Raw genomic sequence first — 17,241 nt, 5'->3', positions numbered from 1 at the left:
CGTAGGAGCCGGGCAGCGTTCGCTAGCGTCAGCGTCGTATCTGTTTGAGGAGAATTAGTCATGCTCGCTAGCCTGATCTATCTCGTGATCTACCTTGTCGTCGTCGGCGTCATTATGTGGCTGCTGCATTACCTCGTGAATGCCGTCCCGATGGATGAACCGTTCCGCCGCGTGGCCAATGTTGTCATTGTGGTGATCGGCGTCCTCATCGTGATCGTCCTGCTGCTTAACTTCGCCGGTATCATTGATGCCGGAGCGCCGCGTCTGGCGAGATGAAGGGATAACCGCGAGCCCGAGCCAGACCGTCATGACAAGCCTGTTGCCCCGCCTTCGGGCGGGGCTTTTTTTGTTGTCCGGATGATGCTGCGGACATTGTCCTCGGCAAGGTCTAGGCCGACGAGGACCTTCTCAAGCCGTGTCCGGTCCATCGGCCGGTCGGCGATCTGCGCCCGCGAGAGGATGCCCCGCGTCTTCGCCGCCGAAATCTGGAGCAGTTGGCAAAGGATGATAAGCTCGCCAAGCTCTCGGGTGGTACGCTCCGCCATTCCCCGTTCCCTCCTGTCTAAGTTGTTATTGAAGCACGCGCGGGAACATGTCCTCGCGCCATTTTCCGCCGCCCTCGCGTTCGCGCGGCAGGCGCTCGACCCGCACGATGTGGTCGAAGTAGCGCACGACGTTGAAGCGGCTGCCGCAGCCGACGCATTCGATGTTCTGTGATATCCCGCCGCGCGGCCCATCGCGGAAGATGAAGCCACGGCAGTCCGGGCAGCTTCCACCCTGCATCATCGGCCCGCCTCACGCTCGCGCATGAAGCCCTCGATCGCCTTGAGGCAGGCCTCGATTTGGTGGCGCGCCTTGTCGTCGGTGACCAGCGGCAAAGCGGCCTCGCCGGCTTCTTTCGCCAGCAGCAGCATCGTGTCGTCGTCTCCGTAGATCATGCTACGGTACACCTGCAGCGCGATGGCGTTCCAGCGCTCGATCGCCGCTGCCTGCTCAGGTGTCGGGGTGATCTTCTTCTTGCCCATGGCGTCCTCACTGCGCAGCCGGTCCATCCGGGGTGATTGTCATCAGCTCGGCGCGGCTGGTGAATGTCAGCAGCTTGATCGGCTTACCGCTCATCTCGGCGATGTGGCCTGCCCACGGGAGCAGCGCCCGGAGCCTGGCCTGATCGGCCGCGATCAGCGGCACGACGGTGCCGGGACCAAGAACCGGTGCGGCGCAGACTCCTTCGCCATGCTCGTCGACCGAGACGAACAGATAGACCTTGTAGATGCGCAGCAGCTCGTTGGGTGGCGAATGCAGGACCGTCATGGCAGCAACCTGCCATAGCGCGCGAGCAGCTCGATGCGGCGCTTGACGCCGCACCACAGTTCGGGGGAAGTGACTTCCAGTTTTCCCGTGAGCAGCATGTCCATTTGCCGGTGCGCGCTGACAAGTTCGTTGAGCAGCTCCTCGCGTTCGGCCGTGGCATCGGCAAGGATGATGCTTGCCTTGTTGCGGGCGATCCGCTGCCGGTCCATCAACGGCTGCTTTTCGCGAAACGCGAACTGGTCGATGATGCGCGCGGCGCGGTCGATCTGCGCTTGATCCTCCGCGCGCGTAGGCGTGTTTTCGGCTGACTCGTTCACTGCAGAGCCTCCCTCGCGAAAGCGTCGATTGCGCGGACCACGGCACGCAGCAGCTTCGGGTTCTGCCTGATCAGCATCACGGCAGCGAACAGGTCATGACCCTCCTTGGTCGCGAGGAATTCATCGACGGCCGAGGGCAACGCCCTGCCGGTCTCGGCAAGGAGCGTGGCTACCTCGATGTCTAGCTCGTTCGCGATCTGCTGGAGCCGGATCGCACCGACGCGGTTGATACCTTTCTCGTATTTCTGGATTTGCTGGAAACTGATGCCAAGCGCGGCTCCGAGCTGGGACTGGCTGAGGTTCTTCTCCAGTCGCCGCCGCCGTATCCGCCGACCGACCATCACGTCACTTTCGGTTGGCCCGCGCGGCTTCCCGAGCGGGGTACGCTGCGCCATGGATTTACTTGCTCCTGCCGTGTCCGTTCGTTCTGGCTTTGGCTTTCGCCTTGGCCTTGCGTTTGCCGAGCGTGGCGCGGTATGCCCGGTACTCCGCTCTCGCCTTGGGAATTTCCGCCGCATAGTCCGGCTTCTCGTCACGCACGAGGTCGTATTTGTACCCGAGCGCAGAAGCCATCTTGGCGAACGTCGCGTGTTGCGGCCGCCGGGTCTTGCCGCCGAACATGTTCTTGACGGTGGAGCCAGCGAGTCCGGCGAGCACCGCGAGGTCAGCGTCCTTGATGCGCTCCTTCTGCCGGAGGTCTTTGAAGCGGTCGCATTCAGGGTCTCTGTCGATTTCGCGCCAGGTGCGCCGCAACCATAGCGTACCCGAATTGTGTCCCGGTCCTACCTTAGCCATTGATCGTTTCCCCCGCATGTGACCCACCATTCAGGTGCGGTGGCGGTGATGCCGCCGATTTCCTCCGCTTGATGGTCTTCTTTCGCTTCACGGCGGTGTACTCGCCGGGGCCGACGCGCTTGAGCGCCTTCTCATTGAGCAGCTTGTCGATGATCGGGCTGACCGAACCATCGTTGCGACCCTGTTCGCGAAACAGCTCGCGCAGCTGCATCACCGTGACCGTCTTGCGGGTGCGGCTGAAACGCTCGATCTCCTCGCGCCCGGTGCGCTCGTGCTCGACCGGCTTCGCTGTCGACTTGGCCGGTGTCTTCGGCGACGCAAGCGCCTTGACGTCGGCCCGCGTGTAGTTGCCGGACGACAGCTTTTTGAGTGTGCCCTTGGCGACCAGCACGCGCAGCGCGGTGTAACAGGCGCCATCGGTCCGGTCGTGCTCGCGGAAGTGTGTCACCGCGTCGATCGCCTTGAAGGTCGGATGGTCCGCGATCCAGGCGACGAGAAAATCCTCGGCCTTTACGGCATGCGAGCGATTGCCCGCGAAGGTCGGGACGTCGGTCTTCAGCTCATAGCCGATGTTCTTGACCCCCATCCGGGTCAATGCCGCGATGATCGGGCCGACCTCGTTGCTTTCCGCCTCACAATGAATGAGGAAGTGATCCACCTCCGGCGGTTTCTCTCTCTTGGTCATGACGCTTGCCTTTCATATTTGGCGCTTCTCCGAGCGCTTTCAGGACGTCGCCGAACGTATGGGTTCGGCTGTCCGAAATGCCGCCCATCTCGTGCCAATCGCCATCGGCACTGAAAGGCGGCGCGAACACCGCGACGGCCTCGCGGATGTTGAATCGGATCAAGGCAGCGATCCCTCGATCGGCACGGCGATGCAGCCACCGCCGCAAAGCGGGATCGCGGTGGGCATCGCGGTGATGGGGATTGACCCAGATCTGAACCACCTGGATGTTAGTCAGCTCGCCGGTCGCGTTGTCCTGCACCGAGATGTAATCCGGCATCAGGTCGATGACGTAATGCGAGCGATCGGGACGCGACAGGTCGCCAGCGTCATCGTTGACCAGCCAGCGGCAGGACCACAGCGAGCATTCGGGCGGCATGCGCGCGGTCTGACGGACCGTGCAGCCCTTCAGGAATTTTTGGTAGCCGCAGCTCTTGCCCGCCGGCTTCCCCAGTGGCGGGACGGGCAGCAATTTGCAACAAAGCGAGCAGCTGCCGCACTGACGTTTCATCATGGCCCTTGGACGCGTCGTTTCTTGTGTACGGCCACATCTGTGGCGTCACGGTTTGGTGAATTTCTAAATGCGAAAGTGTGGCGAAACCACGCTCACAACTTTGGTCGAACCCGCTAACCTCGGCGTGCATTCCGCCTCGCGGTTGTCGTCACAACTCGCCGTGATCGCACGCATTTCGCCCTGTAGAACTAGGAGAAAGTGGTAAGCAATACGACTAGTCGACGCATGGTTGATACAACCTGCAGGCAGCTCATTTTGCGGTCATCAACCGCATGTCATGCGAGCGAATTCTAGCCGGTTTCTTCTTTTCACATAACAATACGTAGTTTGCGCAGCATGATGTGCAATTTGCGCCAGCGATGAAACGTGCGCAGTCGATTCGAGAATCAGCTGCACGCGCGCTACCAACGTCGGATGGTGAAAATAGTCGTAAGGCCCCGCACGCTGTTTTCGGATTTCGAGATGCTGCAGGATGCAGTGCAGGATGCGCCAACCGAAATCCTGCAGCTTGAGCGCGGGCAGATGACGGGCGAATTGACGCACCTGTCTGTGGGCCGCGTCGGTGCCTCAACCGGGACCTTTTCACGTGGCCTGCGCTCACGCGGGATCTTGAGCGAGCGGCGCTGGGTACTCGGCATGACGCTCGATGGTTCGCCAGCGTTGTTTCAGAACATCGAGACGATGCCCGGCGATCTCGTGATCGTCCAGCCCGGGACTGAACTGTATGCGCGGTATGTCGGCAGCAACGCTTATGCGTCGATCTTCGTCGAGCCCGAGGAGCTGTTCGCGTTTCTTGGCACAGACCCTGGCGCGCAAGATGCTTGGATATGGCGTCAGCCCGTCACGGTGCTGTCAACTGATCCAACCACCGGTCGCGCCCGCGCCGCCGGTTTGCGGATGCTGCTCAACGTGGTCGCTGCGCATGGGGAGACGATGACAGCCGGGAGCGCTGAATATTACAGGCTTCGAATTTTGGAGCTGATGACTGGACCGGTCATCCACAGTGCCGGCTGGCACCATCGCAAGCCGCGACTGTCATTGGCGGTATCGCTGGTGCGCGACGTCGACCGTTTTCTGGTCGACGCCGGTCCGACCAGGGTGAACCTCACCGACCTCGCGCACCAATTCGGCGTGTCGCCGCGCGCGCTGCAGCACGCCTTTGCCGAGGTCCTCGGAGTGCCGCCACGGGAATTCTTTCGCCGCAAGCGGCTCGGCGCTGCGCATACCGCGCTGCTGACGGCGGGACCTGGCGACACGGTCACGAGGATCGCGATCGAGCACGGCTTCGCCGACGTCGGCCGGTTCGCGAGGGACTACAGCGAGATGTTCGGCGAGCAACCCAACCAGACCTTGCGGCGGCGCAACATCATCGTGCGGCGCGAAACGTGACAAGACGGCGCTCCTCAGTTGTGAGCTGCATCACTGACCCGGCGGGCGTTCGAAGTCAGTATGTCGGGGTCAATGCGGTTTGAATTCGGCTGAAGCGGTTTGAACCAAGGAGAAGGCTATGCGCAACAACATGTGTCTTCGCATTGCTGCGGTGTTCGTGTTTTCACTCGCTGCGGCGATGCCGGCGTTCGCGACCAAGACCGGCACGGCTCTCGGAATCTGTATCTCTCGCGGGACAGATTGCACCGTCTCGAACAAGGGCGACAACTATGAGATTTGCGTCAAAAACACGAACGGCACCGAATGCGTGAGCTGCGGGAATCTCGCTCAACCGAGCGATAAGCAGACATGCTCGGTGCAACGAACTGCAAAACCGGGGAAACGCCCTTATGATCTTGGCCCTGCCGGAACTCTGGCAGACGAGTGATGACGCCGAGATGATCTAGGCGACCCCCGTCTTCGTGTAGTTGCGTCTTCGGATTTATGCGGCGAACGGCAGCACGACCGCGCCCTTGCGCATGGTGTCGACCTTGTCGGCCCAGAACTGCATCATGTCGGTTCGCTCGGTGATCCGGCCGCCGCGATCATAGATCGCCTGCGTCGAAGCGTCGTCGTGATCAAGCTGCACTTCGATCAACGCCTTCTGGTCGGTCCAACGCGCCACCAGATGGCCGCTGATCATCACGCGTTCGGCGTTGAGCATCGTCGAGGCACTCGACCGGAAGCCGTGCGCGCAATGGATGCCCTGATAGCCAAGCTCGACCAGCGCATCATTGAGCCGACCAAAGGGCATTCCGATTTCCTTGTCGGGCTCCGCTTTGCTGGCGCCCGGGAAAAGGTAGCGGCTGTTGCCGGTCCGCTTGCGCAATTCCATCAACAGTTCGACCGCCTGCCGCGACAGCGGCACGACCAGATTGCGAGTGTCCTTTTTCGCCTTCCGCCGCTGGCTGAACATTTTCAGCTTCGCAGCCGGGATGACCCATTGCTTTCCGTCGAAATCGAATTCGGACCATTCGGCGCTTTCGACGTTGCCGGGGCGGACGAAGGTCAGCGCGAGCAGTTTGAGGCCGATCTGCTCGTGAACATGCCGCTCCGTCCGCGCCTTATCCGAGCGGTAGTCGTCGATTTTGCGCAGCAGCTCGCCGAACGGCTTGGGATCAATGATCGCGGGGCGGCTCTCGGTGACATGGCCCGCGAACCCCTTCGATGCGCTCAGGCGATCAAACGGCGCGTAGTCCTCCGGCCACATGCCGCGCGCGGCGGCATAGGCGATGATGTCGCGCGCCGCCGGAAGCAGGCGGCGGCGGGTCTCGTACTCGTTTTCGAACGCCACCAGAATCGGCGACAGGTGGCTGCCCTTGACCTGATCGGTGTTGACGTGGCCGAACCCCGGCACCCTCGTGCCGTCCGCCAGCTCGACACCGTCGCAGAGATATTTGACCATGTTCTTGGCGCGATTCTGGGTCTTGTAGGACATGCCCTCAAGCGTGGTCAGCCAGCCATGGGCAGCTTTGCGGAAAGGGGGAAAGCCGGTCCCATCGAGCGCGTCGTCGCCGAGCGCCTTGACCGCCAGCGGGTCGCGGCCTGCCTTGAGCTGGTCGCGCGCATCGGAAAGCTTGTTCATCGCTTCGCCGACCTTCATGTCGGGGAAGATTCCGAACGAGATGGTTTTACGGATTGGCTCGCCGACGTGCTTGCCTTCGGTGTAGCTGCCGAACGAATAATCGAAACGGAAAATCTTGGTGCCGTTGGGCTTGACCAGGAGATAGAGCCCCGAGCCGATGCCGTGGCGATATTGCGTCTTTCGCGGTGGGAGCTTGGCCAGCGCATCGTCGTCGATGCCCTTGCGCTTGCGCGGCGTCAGGTTTGGCATTTTCGGCTATTCCCCTCTTGAACGAGTCTGCATTTGAGTCTGGAATCCGCCCTGACAATCGCGAATTCGGGCGGACGGCTACTGAGGGAAAAGTATGGAAAAGTTGTGCTTTTACAAGAGATTGGCGGTTTAGCCGGACATGGGCGGACGGGGCCAAACAACAAAAAACGGACATGGTTCTCCCCTTGTGGGAGAAGGTGGCGCGAAGGCCGGATGAGGGATTGTCTCCGCGAGCGAGAGTACGCGTGGAGAGAGACCCCTCACCCAACTGAGTTCGTTGCCGGCGCCGGAGTAGCCCTCTCCCACAAGGGGAGAGGGCGCATCAATCAGCACCGGAAAAGCGTTTTGTCGCACGCTTTCTCTACATCGTCATTGCGAGCGCAGCGAAGCAATCCATTCCTCCGCGGGTGGCGAGATGGATTGCTTCGCTCCGCTCGCAATGACGATATGGGGTTCGGATTCAAACAGCCTCTCCGCTGTCATCGTCCGGCTTGACCGGACGATCCAGTATTCCGGAGACGGTGGTGCTCGAGCCGAGAGGCCGCCGGGTACTGGATGCCCCGCCGGAGCCTGTCATCGGGCGGCGCGTACGCGCCGACCCGTTGGCGGGGCATGACGGTGGAGCGGATGTGAGGTCGCGTTCTCGCGGCATGGATTGCCCGAGTCTTGCGCCTCGTTTTACGCTCTCATTGAAGTGAGGGCGCAGGGAAAGCCGGGTGCCGGTCGCACCCGTGGGCCCCGTGCAACAAAAAGCACGGGGGTAGGACCACAGGTCAACCGAAGCAACTCCGGCTTTCCCTGCGCGATGGTTTACAGGCTTACTTCGTGCTCTTCTCGGTGACCGGGCTTTCTTGCCACCGTCGCCTCTCGCGCAAACTTGTTTGCGCAAAAAACTTAGCGCCAACGTCGGGGCGCCAGAACCACACGACTTCGCCGTCCGTGATACGCATGCTCGTCAGTCACACCCATCACGTCCACCGCATCTCACCGCAACGTTCGTGACGATCGCGACCCGCCCCTCATTCGCGCTGAGACGCGCGGAGTCATAATGCTGATTTGCCCGACGCCTTAAGCGAAATATTTTTCGCGCGGTGCCTGGACGCCGCAAATCAGCTTGAGATCATTCAACAAATTAATTTCCACGCGCATCAGATTTCCGGCCCGCTTCGTGCTCCCAGCGCTTCACCCCGCAACAAGCAAGATCGCGTTGGGACAGTGCGTCTGCCGGATTACGTCGCTTGCGGTAAGGCATGTTTGAGCATTGAATAGCTCGCCTCCATGCGTGCCGCCGCCGCACTGCATTTCTTGGAGCAGGATCGAGGGCTACGCCGAGCCGGTCCTGTTCACCGCCCGCAAGCAGGGGCAGGCGTGCAGCCTCGATGGGGCAACGACCGGCGCATTCAATCACCGACCACGGAGGATAGGATGAGCACTTGGCTTAGTGAGCGAGAACAACGCCTCGTCGCCGGGGCCGAGTCAGCATCGGCGGCCACCCCAATTCCGACCCAGATCGTATCCAACGGCGAGTATCTGCCGCCGCCGCAGAGCGATACCCAGAAGAAGGTCGAGGCCAGGATCAATGAGCTGGCCGAGGCGAACGGCAGGCACCTGGGTCTGAACCGCCGGCAATTCATGCGCACGAGCTGCGGCATGGCTGCAGCCTTTCTCGCGATGAACGACGTCTATGGCAATGTCTTCCAGGTCGCGCCAGCCGAAGCCCGCGAGCCGGAGGTCATGCTGGCCCGGGCGCAAAGCCTCGCCGGGCAGTTCATCTTCGACGTCCAGACCCATTTCGTGCGCGACGACTTCGACCACAAGGAGCTGTTGGGGCTTGGCCAGTTTGCGAGCGAGCACTGGAACCCGAAGATGAAGGAGGAAGGCGTCTCCTCGCTAGGCCGATACAAATTCGAGAACTATGTGAAAGAGATTTACTACGACAGCGATACCAGCCTGGCGCTGTTGAGCGGCGCGCCGTTCGACGACCCGAGCTGGTGGCTGCTCTCCAACGAGCAGATCGTCAAGGCCCGGGAGTTGATCAACGATTTCGCCGGCTCTCGGCGGCTGCTGGCGCACAGCGTGATCACCCCGAAGCAACCTGGCTGGATGGAGGAGGTCGACAAGGCGATCGCCGTCTACAAGCCGGATTCCTGGAAGTCCTACACGATTGGCGACCCGCTTGCGCCCTCGAAATTCCCATGGCGGCTCGACGACGAGCAGGTGATGTACCCGTTCTACGAGAAAGCGGTGAAGGCCGGCATCAACACGCTCTGCATCCACAAGGGTCTGCTGCCGCCCGACTACGAGAAGTCCTTTGCCGGCGTGTGGGAATACGCAACCGCGTGGGATATCGGAAAAGCTGCCAAGGACTGGCCGGAGATGAACTTCGTGATCTACCACTCGGCGTTGCGGCCATTCCTTGAGCTGCCCGACCAGGCCTGGGCCGAGTTCGAGCAGACCGGCCGCATCCGCTGGGCCACGGACCTCGCGGAGATCCCGCAGAAGTTCGGCGTCACCAACGTCTATGCCGAGCTCGGCACGTCGTTCGCCAACTCTGCGGTGGCGCATCCCAAATTCTGCGCCGCCCTGGTCGGCACGCTGATCAAGGGCATGGGGGTCGAGCATGTCATGTGGGGCACCGACTCGGTCTGGTACGGGTCGCCGCAGTGGCAGATTGAGGCGCTGCGCCGGCTGGAAATCCCTGAGGACATGCAAAAGAAGTACGGCTTTGCGCCGCTGGGCGACGCGGACAGCCCGACCAAGCAGCAGATCTTCGCCAGCAACGCGATCCGGCTCTACAAGATCAAGATGAAAGCGGCTGACAACACCAGGATGCCGGTGTTTTCCGAGGATCGGCTCGCGGCGCTCAAGAACGAATACGCGTCCGCGTCCATCGAGCCCTCGCTCCTGCGTTACGGCTACGTTCGGGCCGCCTGAATGACCAATGGTGCCTTGCGTTCGAAAGATTGATGCGGATCGCGAACCGGCTGGGAAGGCCGCGCTGCTCATGAATGCCTTGCTGCTGGTGGTGATTTCCGTGGTTGCAGGTCTGCGAGAAGCGAATGCGCAGGACGCAGAATGCATCCGCGAACGCGCCGCCATGGTCGAAACCATCCGCGGCTACGCTCGGTCCCGCGGTGTTTTTGGACAGCAGGAGCCGTCGGAGAGGGTCCTTGAAGCCATGGCGCAAACACAGCGCCACCGGTTCATCCCTGAGCGCTCCTGCTCCATCGCATACGCGGACATGCCAGTTCCGATCGGCTTCGGCCAGACCATATCGCAGCCGTTGATCGTCGCGTTGATGACGCAACTGGCCAACGTCGCGCCCGACGATGTCGTGCTCGAAATCGGTACGGGCTCGGGCTATCAAGCCGCCGTCCTGGCGCGTCTGGCACGAAACGTCTGCACCATCGAGATCATCCCGCAATTGGCCGAGGCCGCCGCCAAAACACTCAGGGACCTCGCCTATGACAACGTCAACGTTCGGCTCGGCGACGGATACGCCGGCTGGCCCGAATGCGGTCCTTTTGACGCAATCGTCGTAACCGCCGCGCTGGGACAGGTGCCGCCGCCCCTGATTGAGCAGCTTAAAGTGGGGGGCCGGCTGGTGATGCCGGTCGGACCCGCCTACACCACTCAGCAGCTCACGGTGGTCGAAAAGATCGGTCCTGGCCAGACGACAACGCGCACCGTCGGCCTCGTGCGCTTTGTGCCCTTTACGCGTTCACAGGACTAGAGCGTTTTCGAGCGAAGTGGACACCGGTTCGCGTGAAGAAAACGCGCCAAAACAAGAATCTAGAGCTTCGGTTCTGATTCAATCAGAACCGAAAATGCTCCTAGCAGCCGAACAACGCTCCGCACCATGCTGGCTGAAGGGATTCCGCTCAAGCGCCTGGAAAGGCGCGGCCTGACAATCCGCCCTACCGCGGTGATCACAGCCCATCCGGCGGCAGGCCGGGTGCGCCTGCGGCCACCGGGCGCTTGCGCTTGTGTTCGCGGTAGAATGCGTAGAGCCCTGAGAGCACGATGATCGACGCGCCTGCAGTCATTATGGCGTCGGGCACGTCGCCGAAGACGAGATAGCCGAGCAGGATCGACCATAGCAGTGCGGTGTAGCGGAACGGCGCCACGGCCGAGATGTCGCCAGTGCGCAGCGCCATGATGACGCACTGGTAGCCGATCAGGACAAGAACCGCCGCCATTGCCAGCAGGCCGAGCGCGCCGGTGGATGGCGGGGTCCAGCCGCCCAGCGGGACGAGGATGACCGCACCGGTGATCATCACCGTCACCGTCGTCACCAGGGTGACGAACAGCGACGGGATCTGCGCCGGTATCCGCCTGGTCGCGAGATCGCGCAACGCGCAGAAGATCACCGAGATCAGCGCGAGCAGCGTGAACTGGTTGAAACCTTCGGCGCCCGGCCGAACGATGATGAGAACGCCGACGAAACCGGCTATGATCGCGAGCCAGCGCCGCCAGCCGACGGGCTCACCGAATGCGAGCGCCGCACCGAGCGTGACGAGCAGCGGCAGCGCCTGAAGGATCGCGGAGATATTCGCCAACGGCAAATGCGCGATGGCCGCGAGGTACGCGACCGTTCCGCCGACTTCGCCGATCACGCGTAGCGCGACCGGCTTGACCAGGAGCGTCCGCAGCGGCCGCATCGCGCCCTGATGGAATGCCAGCGCCGCGATCAGCGCGACGGCAAACACGCCCCGCACCAGCATCACCTGGCCGAAATTCATCTCCGACGTCACGACCTTGGTGATCGCATCGTTCATCGTGAAGCCTGCCATGGCCACCGCCATGAAAAGGCTTCCGCGTACGTTTGAGGAAAGGGCCAAGGCAGCTAGCAGGCCGGATTGGACGGATAGGGTCGGCAACCATAAAGTGACGCGATCCGAACGGATCGCGTCACAACATCTTCTGTCACGTCGCGCCCGCCTTTTGCGCGTATTCCCATGATGCCTTGGACAGCGGCACGGTACGCTTGGCGGATTCGATTGCCTTCGCGTTCGCGGCGGTGCCGTCGCGGATCCGCCCCGCGATACCCTGCGTGATGCCCGCGAGGCGGAACAGGTTGTAGGCGAAGTACCAGTTCAGATCAGGCACCGCCATGTTGGTGACGCTGCAATATATCTGCGCGGCCTCTTCCAGACTTGGAATGTTCAACGCCTTGAGATCGGCGTCGACGAGCCCCGACATCGTCCACTGCATCAACAGATAGGTGAAGTCGGCCATGGGATCGCCGAGTGTCGACAATTCCCAATCCAGCACCGCGAGTACCCGTGGCTCGGTCGGATGGAAGATCATGTTGTCGAGGCGATAGTCGCCGTGGACGATCGAAACGCGCTCCTGCTGCGGCACGGTCTTCGGCAGCCACTCGGCAACCTTTTCGAATTCTTCGATGTGCTGGGTTTCGGAGGCGCGGTACTGCTTGGTCCAGCGATCGATCTGGCGCGCGAAATAATTGCCGGGCTTGCCGAAATCGCCGAGCCCGATCGCTTCGGGATTGAAGACGTGGAGTTTCGCCAGTGTCTCGATCTTGCTGGTGAAGATCTTGCGCCGATCCTCCGGCGTCTGGCTCGGCAGCGTCGGGTCCCAGAACACCCGGCCCTCTTCAAAGGACATGATGTAGAAGGTGGCGCCGATCACGGAATCGTCGGTGCAGAGCGCGTAGGCCTTCGCGACCGGAAAGCCCTGCTTGCCGAGCGCGGCGATCACGCGGAACTCGCGATCGACCGCGTGCGCCGACGGCAACAATTTACCGAACGGCTTGCGCCGCATCACATAGGAGCGGCCAGGCGTCTCGAGCTTGTAGGTCGGATTGGACTGGCCGCCCTTGAACTGCAGGACCGTCAGCGGCCCCTGAAAGCCTTCGACATGCTCCTGCATCCAGCGGGCAAGGCGTGCCTCGTCGATGCGATGCCGTTCCTCGACTTCCCGGGTCCCGGAAAATTCCTCGTCCTTCCTGACGCCGTCCGCCACGATGACGCTCCCTCACCATTCTTGGGGAGCGCCATCGCGACACTCCCGTTAATGCGCTGTGTTTGCATACTTCCGAAGTTCAAGTCTGGCAATGGCGCGGTTATGCACCTCGTCCGGACCGTCGGCCAGCCGCAGCGTGCGGATGCCGGCATAATCCTTCGCAAGGCCCGCGTCGTCGGAGACGCCGCCGCCGCCAAACGCCTGGATCGCGTCGTCGATGATCTTCAGCGCCATGTTCGGCGCCGCGACCTTGATCATGGCGATTTCGAGCTGCGCGGTCTTGTTGCCAACCTTGTCCATCATGTCGGCGGCCTTGAGGCAGAGCAGGCGCGTCATCTCGATATTGGTGCGGGCCTCGCCGATGCGCTGCTCCCACACCGAATGCTCGATGATCTTCTTGCCGAAGGCGGTGCGCGACATCAGCCGCTTCACCATCTTCTCCAGCGCCTCCTCGGCCTTGCCGATGGTGCGCATGCAGTGATGGATGCGGCCCGGCCCAAGGCGGCCCTGCGCGATCTCGAAGCCGCGGCCCTCGCCGAGCAACAGGTTCGAGGCCGGCACGCGCACGTTCTCGAGCAGCACCTGCGCATGGCCGTGCGGCGCGTCGTCGAAGCCGAACACCGGCAGCATCTTCTCGACCTTGATGCCGGGAGTGTCGAGCGGCACCAGGATCTGCGACTGCTGCTGATGCCTGGCCGCCGTCGGATCGGTCTTGCCCATCAAGATCGCGATCTTGCAGCGGGGATCACCGACACCCGACGACCACCATTTGCGGCCGTTGATCACGTAGTGATCGCCGTCGCGCTCGATGCGGGTCTCAATGTTGGTGGCATCCGACGAAGCCACCGCGGGCTCCGTCATCAGGAAGGCGGAGCGGATCTCGCCGTCCATCAACGGACGCAGCCATTGCCGCTTCTGCTCCTTGTTGCCGTAGCGGAACAGGACTTCCATGTTGCCGGTGTCGGGCGCCGAGCAATTGAAGACTTCCGACGCCCAGGTGATGTGCCCCATCTCTTCCGAGAGCAGCGCGTATTCGAGATTGGTCAAGCCCGCGCCGTGAAATTCGTCGTCATCATGCGAGGACGGCGGCAGGAACATGTTCCAAAGGCCCTCGGCCCTGGCCTTCTTCTTCAGTTCCTCGAGGATCGGGATCACCTTCCAGCGCGGCCCCTCCTCGTCCTGCTTCTTGTAGACCGGCACGGCCGGGCGAACATGCGTGTTCATGAACGACTGCACGCGGTTCAGCCATTCCTTCTGCTTGTCCGACATCGTGAAATCCATGGGACGCTCCTCGTTTCCTAGACTTGGGCCGCACTGTCTTCCTGCCGCCGGCATGCCGCAAGGCCTGACCGCAGGCGACAAATTGTGGGGTGCCGGAACGCCGATCGCGCCGATCAGCGGATTGACATTTTCCAGCCTTCAAACGATAGTTTCATACAAATGTTTGAAATGCAACTCCCTCGAAGTCTCCCGTCATTCCGGGGCAGCCCGCGAGGGCTGAACCCGGAATCTGGAGATGCGCGGCGCGAGATTCCGGGTTCGCGGCTGTGCCGCGCCCCGGAATGACGGAGAGAGCGAAGCCATGGCCAGCGACCAGACCCGAACCGCCATCCTCGCCGCCGCCGAGCGGCTCTATGCCGACCGCGGCTTCGGCGACGTCACCCTGCGCGACATTGTCGCGGAGGCGAACGTCAACCTCGCCGCGGTGAACTATCATTTCGGCTCGAAGGACGAGTTGATCGCGGAACTGTTCGTCACCCGCAGCATCCAGCTCAATCGCGAACGGCTCCGACTGTTGCAGGCGGCCGAGGAAGCAGGCGATGGACGGGCCTCGATCGACGCGGTGCTGCGCGCCCTTGTCGGACCGACCTTGCGCGGCTGTCTTGGCCCCGAGAACCAGCGCTCGACCGCCGCACGCTTCATGATCCGGGTCTCGATTGAGTCAGTGCCGCCGATCCGCCGCATCCGGAATCGCGAGATCGATCATTTGCGCAAGTTCATCGCGGCGATGCGGCGCTCGCTCCCCGGACACAGCGATGTCGAACTCTATTGGGGCCTGCATTTCGCACTCGCCATGGCGCAGCAGACGGTGCGCGACAGCGAGCGGCTGACGAAGCTGTCGGAGGGCAAATGCGATGTCGATGACGTCGAAGGGATCATCGAGCGCGTGGTCTCGGTCGCAGCGATGGCGCTGACCGTGGGCGATGCGCGGAGCAAGCTGCCGCCGCGCGTGCTGGCACGCGACGCGCGCTAGAGAGAGACTAGTTCCGCCACGCCCGCGGCAGGGCCGCGGGTATAGCTGCCAATTCCGCGGTCGCCAAGATTGCCGACGTCACGAGCTTTTGCCGAGGACCAGGGCGACGAACGCCCGCAGCTCGCTCAGCATCAGGTCCGGCTCCTCCCAAGCGGCGAAGTGGCCGCCCGACGGCATGTCGCTCCAGTGCACGATGTCGTAGGTCTTCTGTGCAAAGGAGCGCGGCGGCGGGATGAATACGGGGTCGGGGAAGGCGGCGACGCCAGTCGGCACCTTGATGCGCGTTCCAGCGGGAAACTTGTTCGACTTTTCGAGGCGCCTGCCCTGATAGATCCAGGTCGCGGTGACGACCGAGGACGGCGCGACGTAGAGCATGATGTTGGTGAGCAGCTCTTCTTCGCAGAACTTGCTCCAGATGTCCGGGCGGCCATCGGGCGCCACCGGGAGATCGGCCACTTGCCGATCTTCTCGAGCATCCAGCCGGCCGCGCCGACGGGGCTGTCGGCCATCGCCGCGCCGAGCGTTTGCGGGCGCGTCCCCTGCTGGTGACTGTAGCCGCTCTCCAGCTCCAAGAGTTCGTCCCGTTTGGCGACGAATGCCTTTTCCGCGTCGCTCGTCGGTGCGGCATCCTCCGCGTGTAGGTTGACCATGTTGAGGTGGATGCCGAGCAGCGCGTCAGGCCGGTCGTGCGCCATCCACGCGGCGATGGCGTTACCCCAATCCCCGCCCTGGACGATGAAGCGCTCGGCACCGTAGAGCTCGCCCATCAGCCCGTTCATCAGCGCCGCGGCCCGCCGCGGCCCGACGAGGCCGGTGATCGGCTTCGAGAAAGCGAAGCCGGGCAGCGACGGGACGACGACGTCGTGACCGTCCGCCACCAGCGGCTCCAGCAGCGGCTCGAACTCGAGATACGAGCCTGGCCAGCCGTGCAGGAGTAGAAGCGGCGGCTTCGAGCCGTCGCCCTTCAAATGCACGAAATGCAGGTGCTCGCCGTCGATATCCGTCATGAAATTCGGAAGCCGATTGAGGCGCCGCTCGACGGCACGCCAGTCGTAGACATCCTGCCAATAGGTGACGAGCCGCTGGAGGTCGGCGACCCCGACGCCCGATCGCCAACCTCCCGCGTCGGGAAGCTCGCTCCAGTCGTAGGCGGCGACCTTGCGCGCGATGGTCGCGAGCCGGTCGTCGGAAATCTCGATCTTGTAGGGCGTCGCCATCGCCGTCTCCTCGCTCCGTCGCCGCTCGCCGCGTGACGCCCGTTGGCCGCTCGAAAGGCCGTCGCCGCCGCGGCATCCGAATGCTTGCGGCTGCATCGTCTCGCGTGACACAAAGTTAACTCGTCTTATTACAATGAGAAGGCGGCTGTTGAAAGCGCTGCTTCGGACCGCGGAAGCCCGCACCGACCCAGATCTGCGCGCCGCCATCCGGCAAGCCTTTACCCGCTTCACCTCTGACGAGTGCCGCAACTATCTCGCCGCCGCAGGCTACGATGACTATGACCCAACTTGATCGGAAACAGCTCCTAGCTGCTCTTGCTAGTTCAACACAGAGGCAGTTTCAGAAGCAATGGGACCCGTGCCAGTCGCCTGGGCCATGCCGTAGGCCGCAAATGAAACTGCAGCATTGGCCTGGACCATCACCAAACCCGGTTTTTTGTTGCCCATAAACGTGATCCGGAATGGTAGAATGGAATCTGCTGCGCTCCGACAGTTTGATAGGCCAGCACAGCCTGAACATCGGCGACGTTATTTCCAGCGTAGTTCGCCGCCAAAATCGAAAACCGGCACGTGCCGTCCGGATTGTTGGTGGGACAAGTATAATGCCAGTTATAAACCGCAGACCCTGGCGGAAAGGATTGCGCAACGGCTGGACTTGCAAGAAGCGCCGCAAGTAAAGGTAAAGCGGAGCGAGCGAGCTTCATCGGTCATTCTCCCCTCACAATTACAAATACAAAGCGGCTTATTAGATACCATCGACGAAATCTGTCTCCTGGCAATTTCGTGGCACAACATGCCGTTTGACGGCCATCGACGGGAGGGGCGCGTTCAGACAGCGTGACTCGCGGAGAGACCCCCACCC

21 protein-coding genes and 1 pseudogene are annotated in these 17,241 nt (G+C 62.3%); 7 read left to right on the top strand and 15 right to left on the bottom strand.

All coding sequences use genetic code 11. The features are described 5' to 3' along the window. The first annotated feature begins 60 nt into the window (after positions 1 to 60). Positions 61 to 276 carry a hypothetical protein gene (locus tag I6F35_RS22475; RefSeq protein ID WP_225119849.1) on the top strand — a complete coding sequence of 72 codons (216 nt, stop codon included), beginning with the start codon at positions 61 to 63 and terminating at the stop codon, positions 274 to 276. Positions 277 to 305: 29 nt separating this feature from the next. On the opposite strand, the gene I6F35_RS22470 is transcribed toward I6F35_RS22475, so the two are convergent. Genes I6F35_RS22470 through I6F35_RS22430 form a run of 9 tightly spaced genes read right to left on the bottom strand, consistent with a single transcriptional unit; the run spans position 306 to position 3,619 of the window. Continuing rightward, positions 306 to 545: a hypothetical protein gene (locus tag I6F35_RS22470; protein WP_225119848.1), complete on the bottom strand. Its 240-nt coding sequence runs from the start codon at positions 543 to 545 to the stop codon at positions 306 to 308. A 25-nt stretch (positions 546 to 570) separates the two neighbouring features. Further along, a complete protein-coding gene (locus I6F35_RS22465) occupies positions 571 to 783 on the bottom strand; it encodes a hypothetical protein (protein ID WP_225119847.1) in 213 nt (70 codons plus the stop codon). Further along, positions 783 to 1,025: a hypothetical protein gene (locus I6F35_RS22460; RefSeq protein ID WP_225119846.1), complete on the bottom strand. Its 243-nt coding sequence runs from the start codon at positions 1,023 to 1,025 to the stop codon at positions 783 to 785. Before I6F35_RS22460 ends, I6F35_RS22465 begins: the two co-directional genes overlap by 1 nt. Positions 1,026 to 1,032: 7 nt before the next feature. Beyond that, positions 1,033 to 1,311 (bottom strand): hypothetical protein, encoded by a 279-nt coding sequence (locus tag I6F35_RS22455; RefSeq protein ID WP_225119845.1) that lies wholly within the window; start codon positions 1,309 to 1,311, stop codon positions 1,033 to 1,035. Next, positions 1,308 to 1,628, bottom strand: a complete 321-nt coding sequence (locus tag I6F35_RS22450) for a hypothetical protein (RefSeq protein WP_225119844.1) — start codon at positions 1,626 to 1,628, stop codon at positions 1,308 to 1,310. The genes I6F35_RS22455 and I6F35_RS22450 overlap by 4 nt, the downstream gene beginning before the upstream one ends. Beyond that, on the bottom strand, positions 1,625 to 2,023 hold the full coding sequence (locus I6F35_RS22445) for a helix-turn-helix transcriptional regulator (RefSeq protein ID WP_225119843.1): 399 nt from the start codon (positions 2,021 to 2,023) through the stop codon (positions 1,625 to 1,627). The genes I6F35_RS22450 and I6F35_RS22445 overlap by 4 nt, the downstream gene beginning before the upstream one ends. A gap of 4 nt (positions 2,024 to 2,027) precedes the next feature. Further along, positions 2,028 to 2,423 (bottom strand): helix-turn-helix domain-containing protein, encoded by a 396-nt coding sequence (locus I6F35_RS22440; RefSeq protein ID WP_225119842.1) that lies wholly within the window; start codon positions 2,421 to 2,423, stop codon positions 2,028 to 2,030. Continuing rightward, positions 2,416 to 3,108 carry a hypothetical protein gene (locus I6F35_RS22435; RefSeq protein ID WP_225119841.1) on the bottom strand — a complete coding sequence of 231 codons (693 nt, stop codon included), beginning with the start codon at positions 3,106 to 3,108 and terminating at the stop codon, positions 2,416 to 2,418. The genes I6F35_RS22440 and I6F35_RS22435 overlap by 8 nt, the downstream gene beginning before the upstream one ends. Continuing rightward, positions 3,056 to 3,619: a hypothetical protein gene (locus tag I6F35_RS22430; protein ID WP_225119840.1), complete on the bottom strand. Its 564-nt coding sequence runs from the start codon at positions 3,617 to 3,619 to the stop codon at positions 3,056 to 3,058. Before I6F35_RS22430 ends, I6F35_RS22435 begins: the two co-directional genes overlap by 53 nt. 504 nt (positions 3,620 to 4,123) lie before the next feature. Between I6F35_RS22430 and I6F35_RS22425 the strand changes: the two genes are divergently transcribed. Together I6F35_RS22425 and I6F35_RS22420 are read left to right on the top strand one after the other, a co-directional pair. Further along, complete coding sequence (locus tag I6F35_RS22425; protein ID WP_225119839.1) at positions 4,124 to 5,050, top strand: helix-turn-helix domain-containing protein; 927 nt, start codon at positions 4,124 to 4,126, stop codon at positions 5,048 to 5,050. Between the two features lie 118 nt (positions 5,051 to 5,168). After that, the gene (locus I6F35_RS22420) at positions 5,169 to 5,477 is read left to right on the top strand and encodes a hypothetical protein (RefSeq protein ID WP_225119838.1); all 309 of its coding nucleotides are present in this window, start codon (positions 5,169 to 5,171) and stop codon (positions 5,475 to 5,477) included. A 54-nt stretch (positions 5,478 to 5,531) separates the two neighbouring features. Here I6F35_RS22420 and I6F35_RS22415 read toward each other — a convergent pair whose 3' ends face one another. Beyond that, complete coding sequence (locus I6F35_RS22415) at positions 5,532 to 6,923, bottom strand: site-specific integrase (RefSeq protein WP_225119837.1); 1,392 nt, start codon at positions 6,921 to 6,923, stop codon at positions 5,532 to 5,534. Between the two features lie 1,425 nt (positions 6,924 to 8,348). On the opposite strand from I6F35_RS22415, the gene I6F35_RS22410 reads away from it, so the two are divergent. Then, positions 8,349 to 9,857 (top strand): amidohydrolase family protein, encoded by a 1,509-nt coding sequence (locus I6F35_RS22410; protein ID WP_225119836.1) that lies wholly within the window; start codon positions 8,349 to 8,351, stop codon positions 9,855 to 9,857. A gap of 70 nt (positions 9,858 to 9,927) precedes the next feature. Beyond that, positions 9,928 to 10,656, top strand: a complete 729-nt coding sequence (locus I6F35_RS22405) for a protein-L-isoaspartate(D-aspartate) O-methyltransferase (protein WP_225119835.1) — start codon at positions 9,928 to 9,930, stop codon at positions 10,654 to 10,656. Positions 10,657 to 10,852: 196 nt separating this feature from the next. Here I6F35_RS22405 and I6F35_RS22400 read toward each other — a convergent pair whose 3' ends face one another. From I6F35_RS22400 to I6F35_RS22390, 3 genes are all read right to left on the bottom strand, one after another. Continuing rightward, positions 10,853 to 11,764: a DMT family transporter gene (locus I6F35_RS22400; protein ID WP_225119834.1), complete on the bottom strand. Its 912-nt coding sequence runs from the start codon at positions 11,762 to 11,764 to the stop codon at positions 10,853 to 10,855. 85 nt (positions 11,765 to 11,849) lie between these two features. Beyond that, on the bottom strand, positions 11,850 to 12,908 hold the full coding sequence (locus I6F35_RS22395) for a phosphotransferase family protein (protein WP_225119833.1): 1,059 nt from the start codon (positions 12,906 to 12,908) through the stop codon (positions 11,850 to 11,852). Positions 12,909 to 12,956: 48 nt separating this feature from the next. Beyond that, positions 12,957 to 14,189 (bottom strand): acyl-CoA dehydrogenase family protein, encoded by a 1,233-nt coding sequence (locus I6F35_RS22390; RefSeq protein ID WP_225119832.1) that lies wholly within the window; start codon positions 14,187 to 14,189, stop codon positions 12,957 to 12,959. 301 nt (positions 14,190 to 14,490) lie between these two features. Between I6F35_RS22390 and I6F35_RS22385 the strand changes: the two genes are divergently transcribed. After that, positions 14,491 to 15,162, top strand: a complete 672-nt coding sequence (locus I6F35_RS22385) for a TetR/AcrR family transcriptional regulator (RefSeq protein ID WP_225119831.1) — start codon at positions 14,491 to 14,493, stop codon at positions 15,160 to 15,162. A 131-nt stretch (positions 15,163 to 15,293) separates the two neighbouring features. On the opposite strand, the gene I6F35_RS22380 is transcribed toward I6F35_RS22385, so the two are convergent. Continuing rightward, the gene (locus I6F35_RS22380) at positions 15,294 to 16,379 is read right to left on the bottom strand and encodes an epoxide hydrolase (RefSeq protein ID WP_225119830.1); all 1,086 of its coding nucleotides are present in this window, start codon (positions 16,377 to 16,379) and stop codon (positions 15,294 to 15,296) included. 148 nt (positions 16,380 to 16,527) lie between these two features. On the opposite strand from I6F35_RS22380, the pseudogene I6F35_RS22375 reads away from it, so the two are divergent. Further along, positions 16,528 to 16,671: pseudogene (locus I6F35_RS22375) on the top strand (IS630 family transposase); the annotation flags it as partial. Between the two features lie 127 nt (positions 16,672 to 16,798). Here I6F35_RS22375 and I6F35_RS22370 read toward each other — a convergent pair. Further along, positions 16,799 to 17,083 (bottom strand): hypothetical protein, encoded by a 285-nt coding sequence (locus I6F35_RS22370; protein WP_225119829.1) that lies wholly within the window; start codon positions 17,081 to 17,083, stop codon positions 16,799 to 16,801. Positions 17,084 to 17,241 lie beyond the last annotated feature (158 nt).

Source organism: Bradyrhizobium sp. BRP22 (assembly GCF_020194175.1).
Lineage (GTDB): Bacteria > Pseudomonadota > Alphaproteobacteria > Rhizobiales > Xanthobacteraceae > Bradyrhizobium.
The sequence above is the reverse complement of the archived record's forward strand: the minus strand, read 5'-3'. Positions and strand labels throughout refer to the sequence as shown.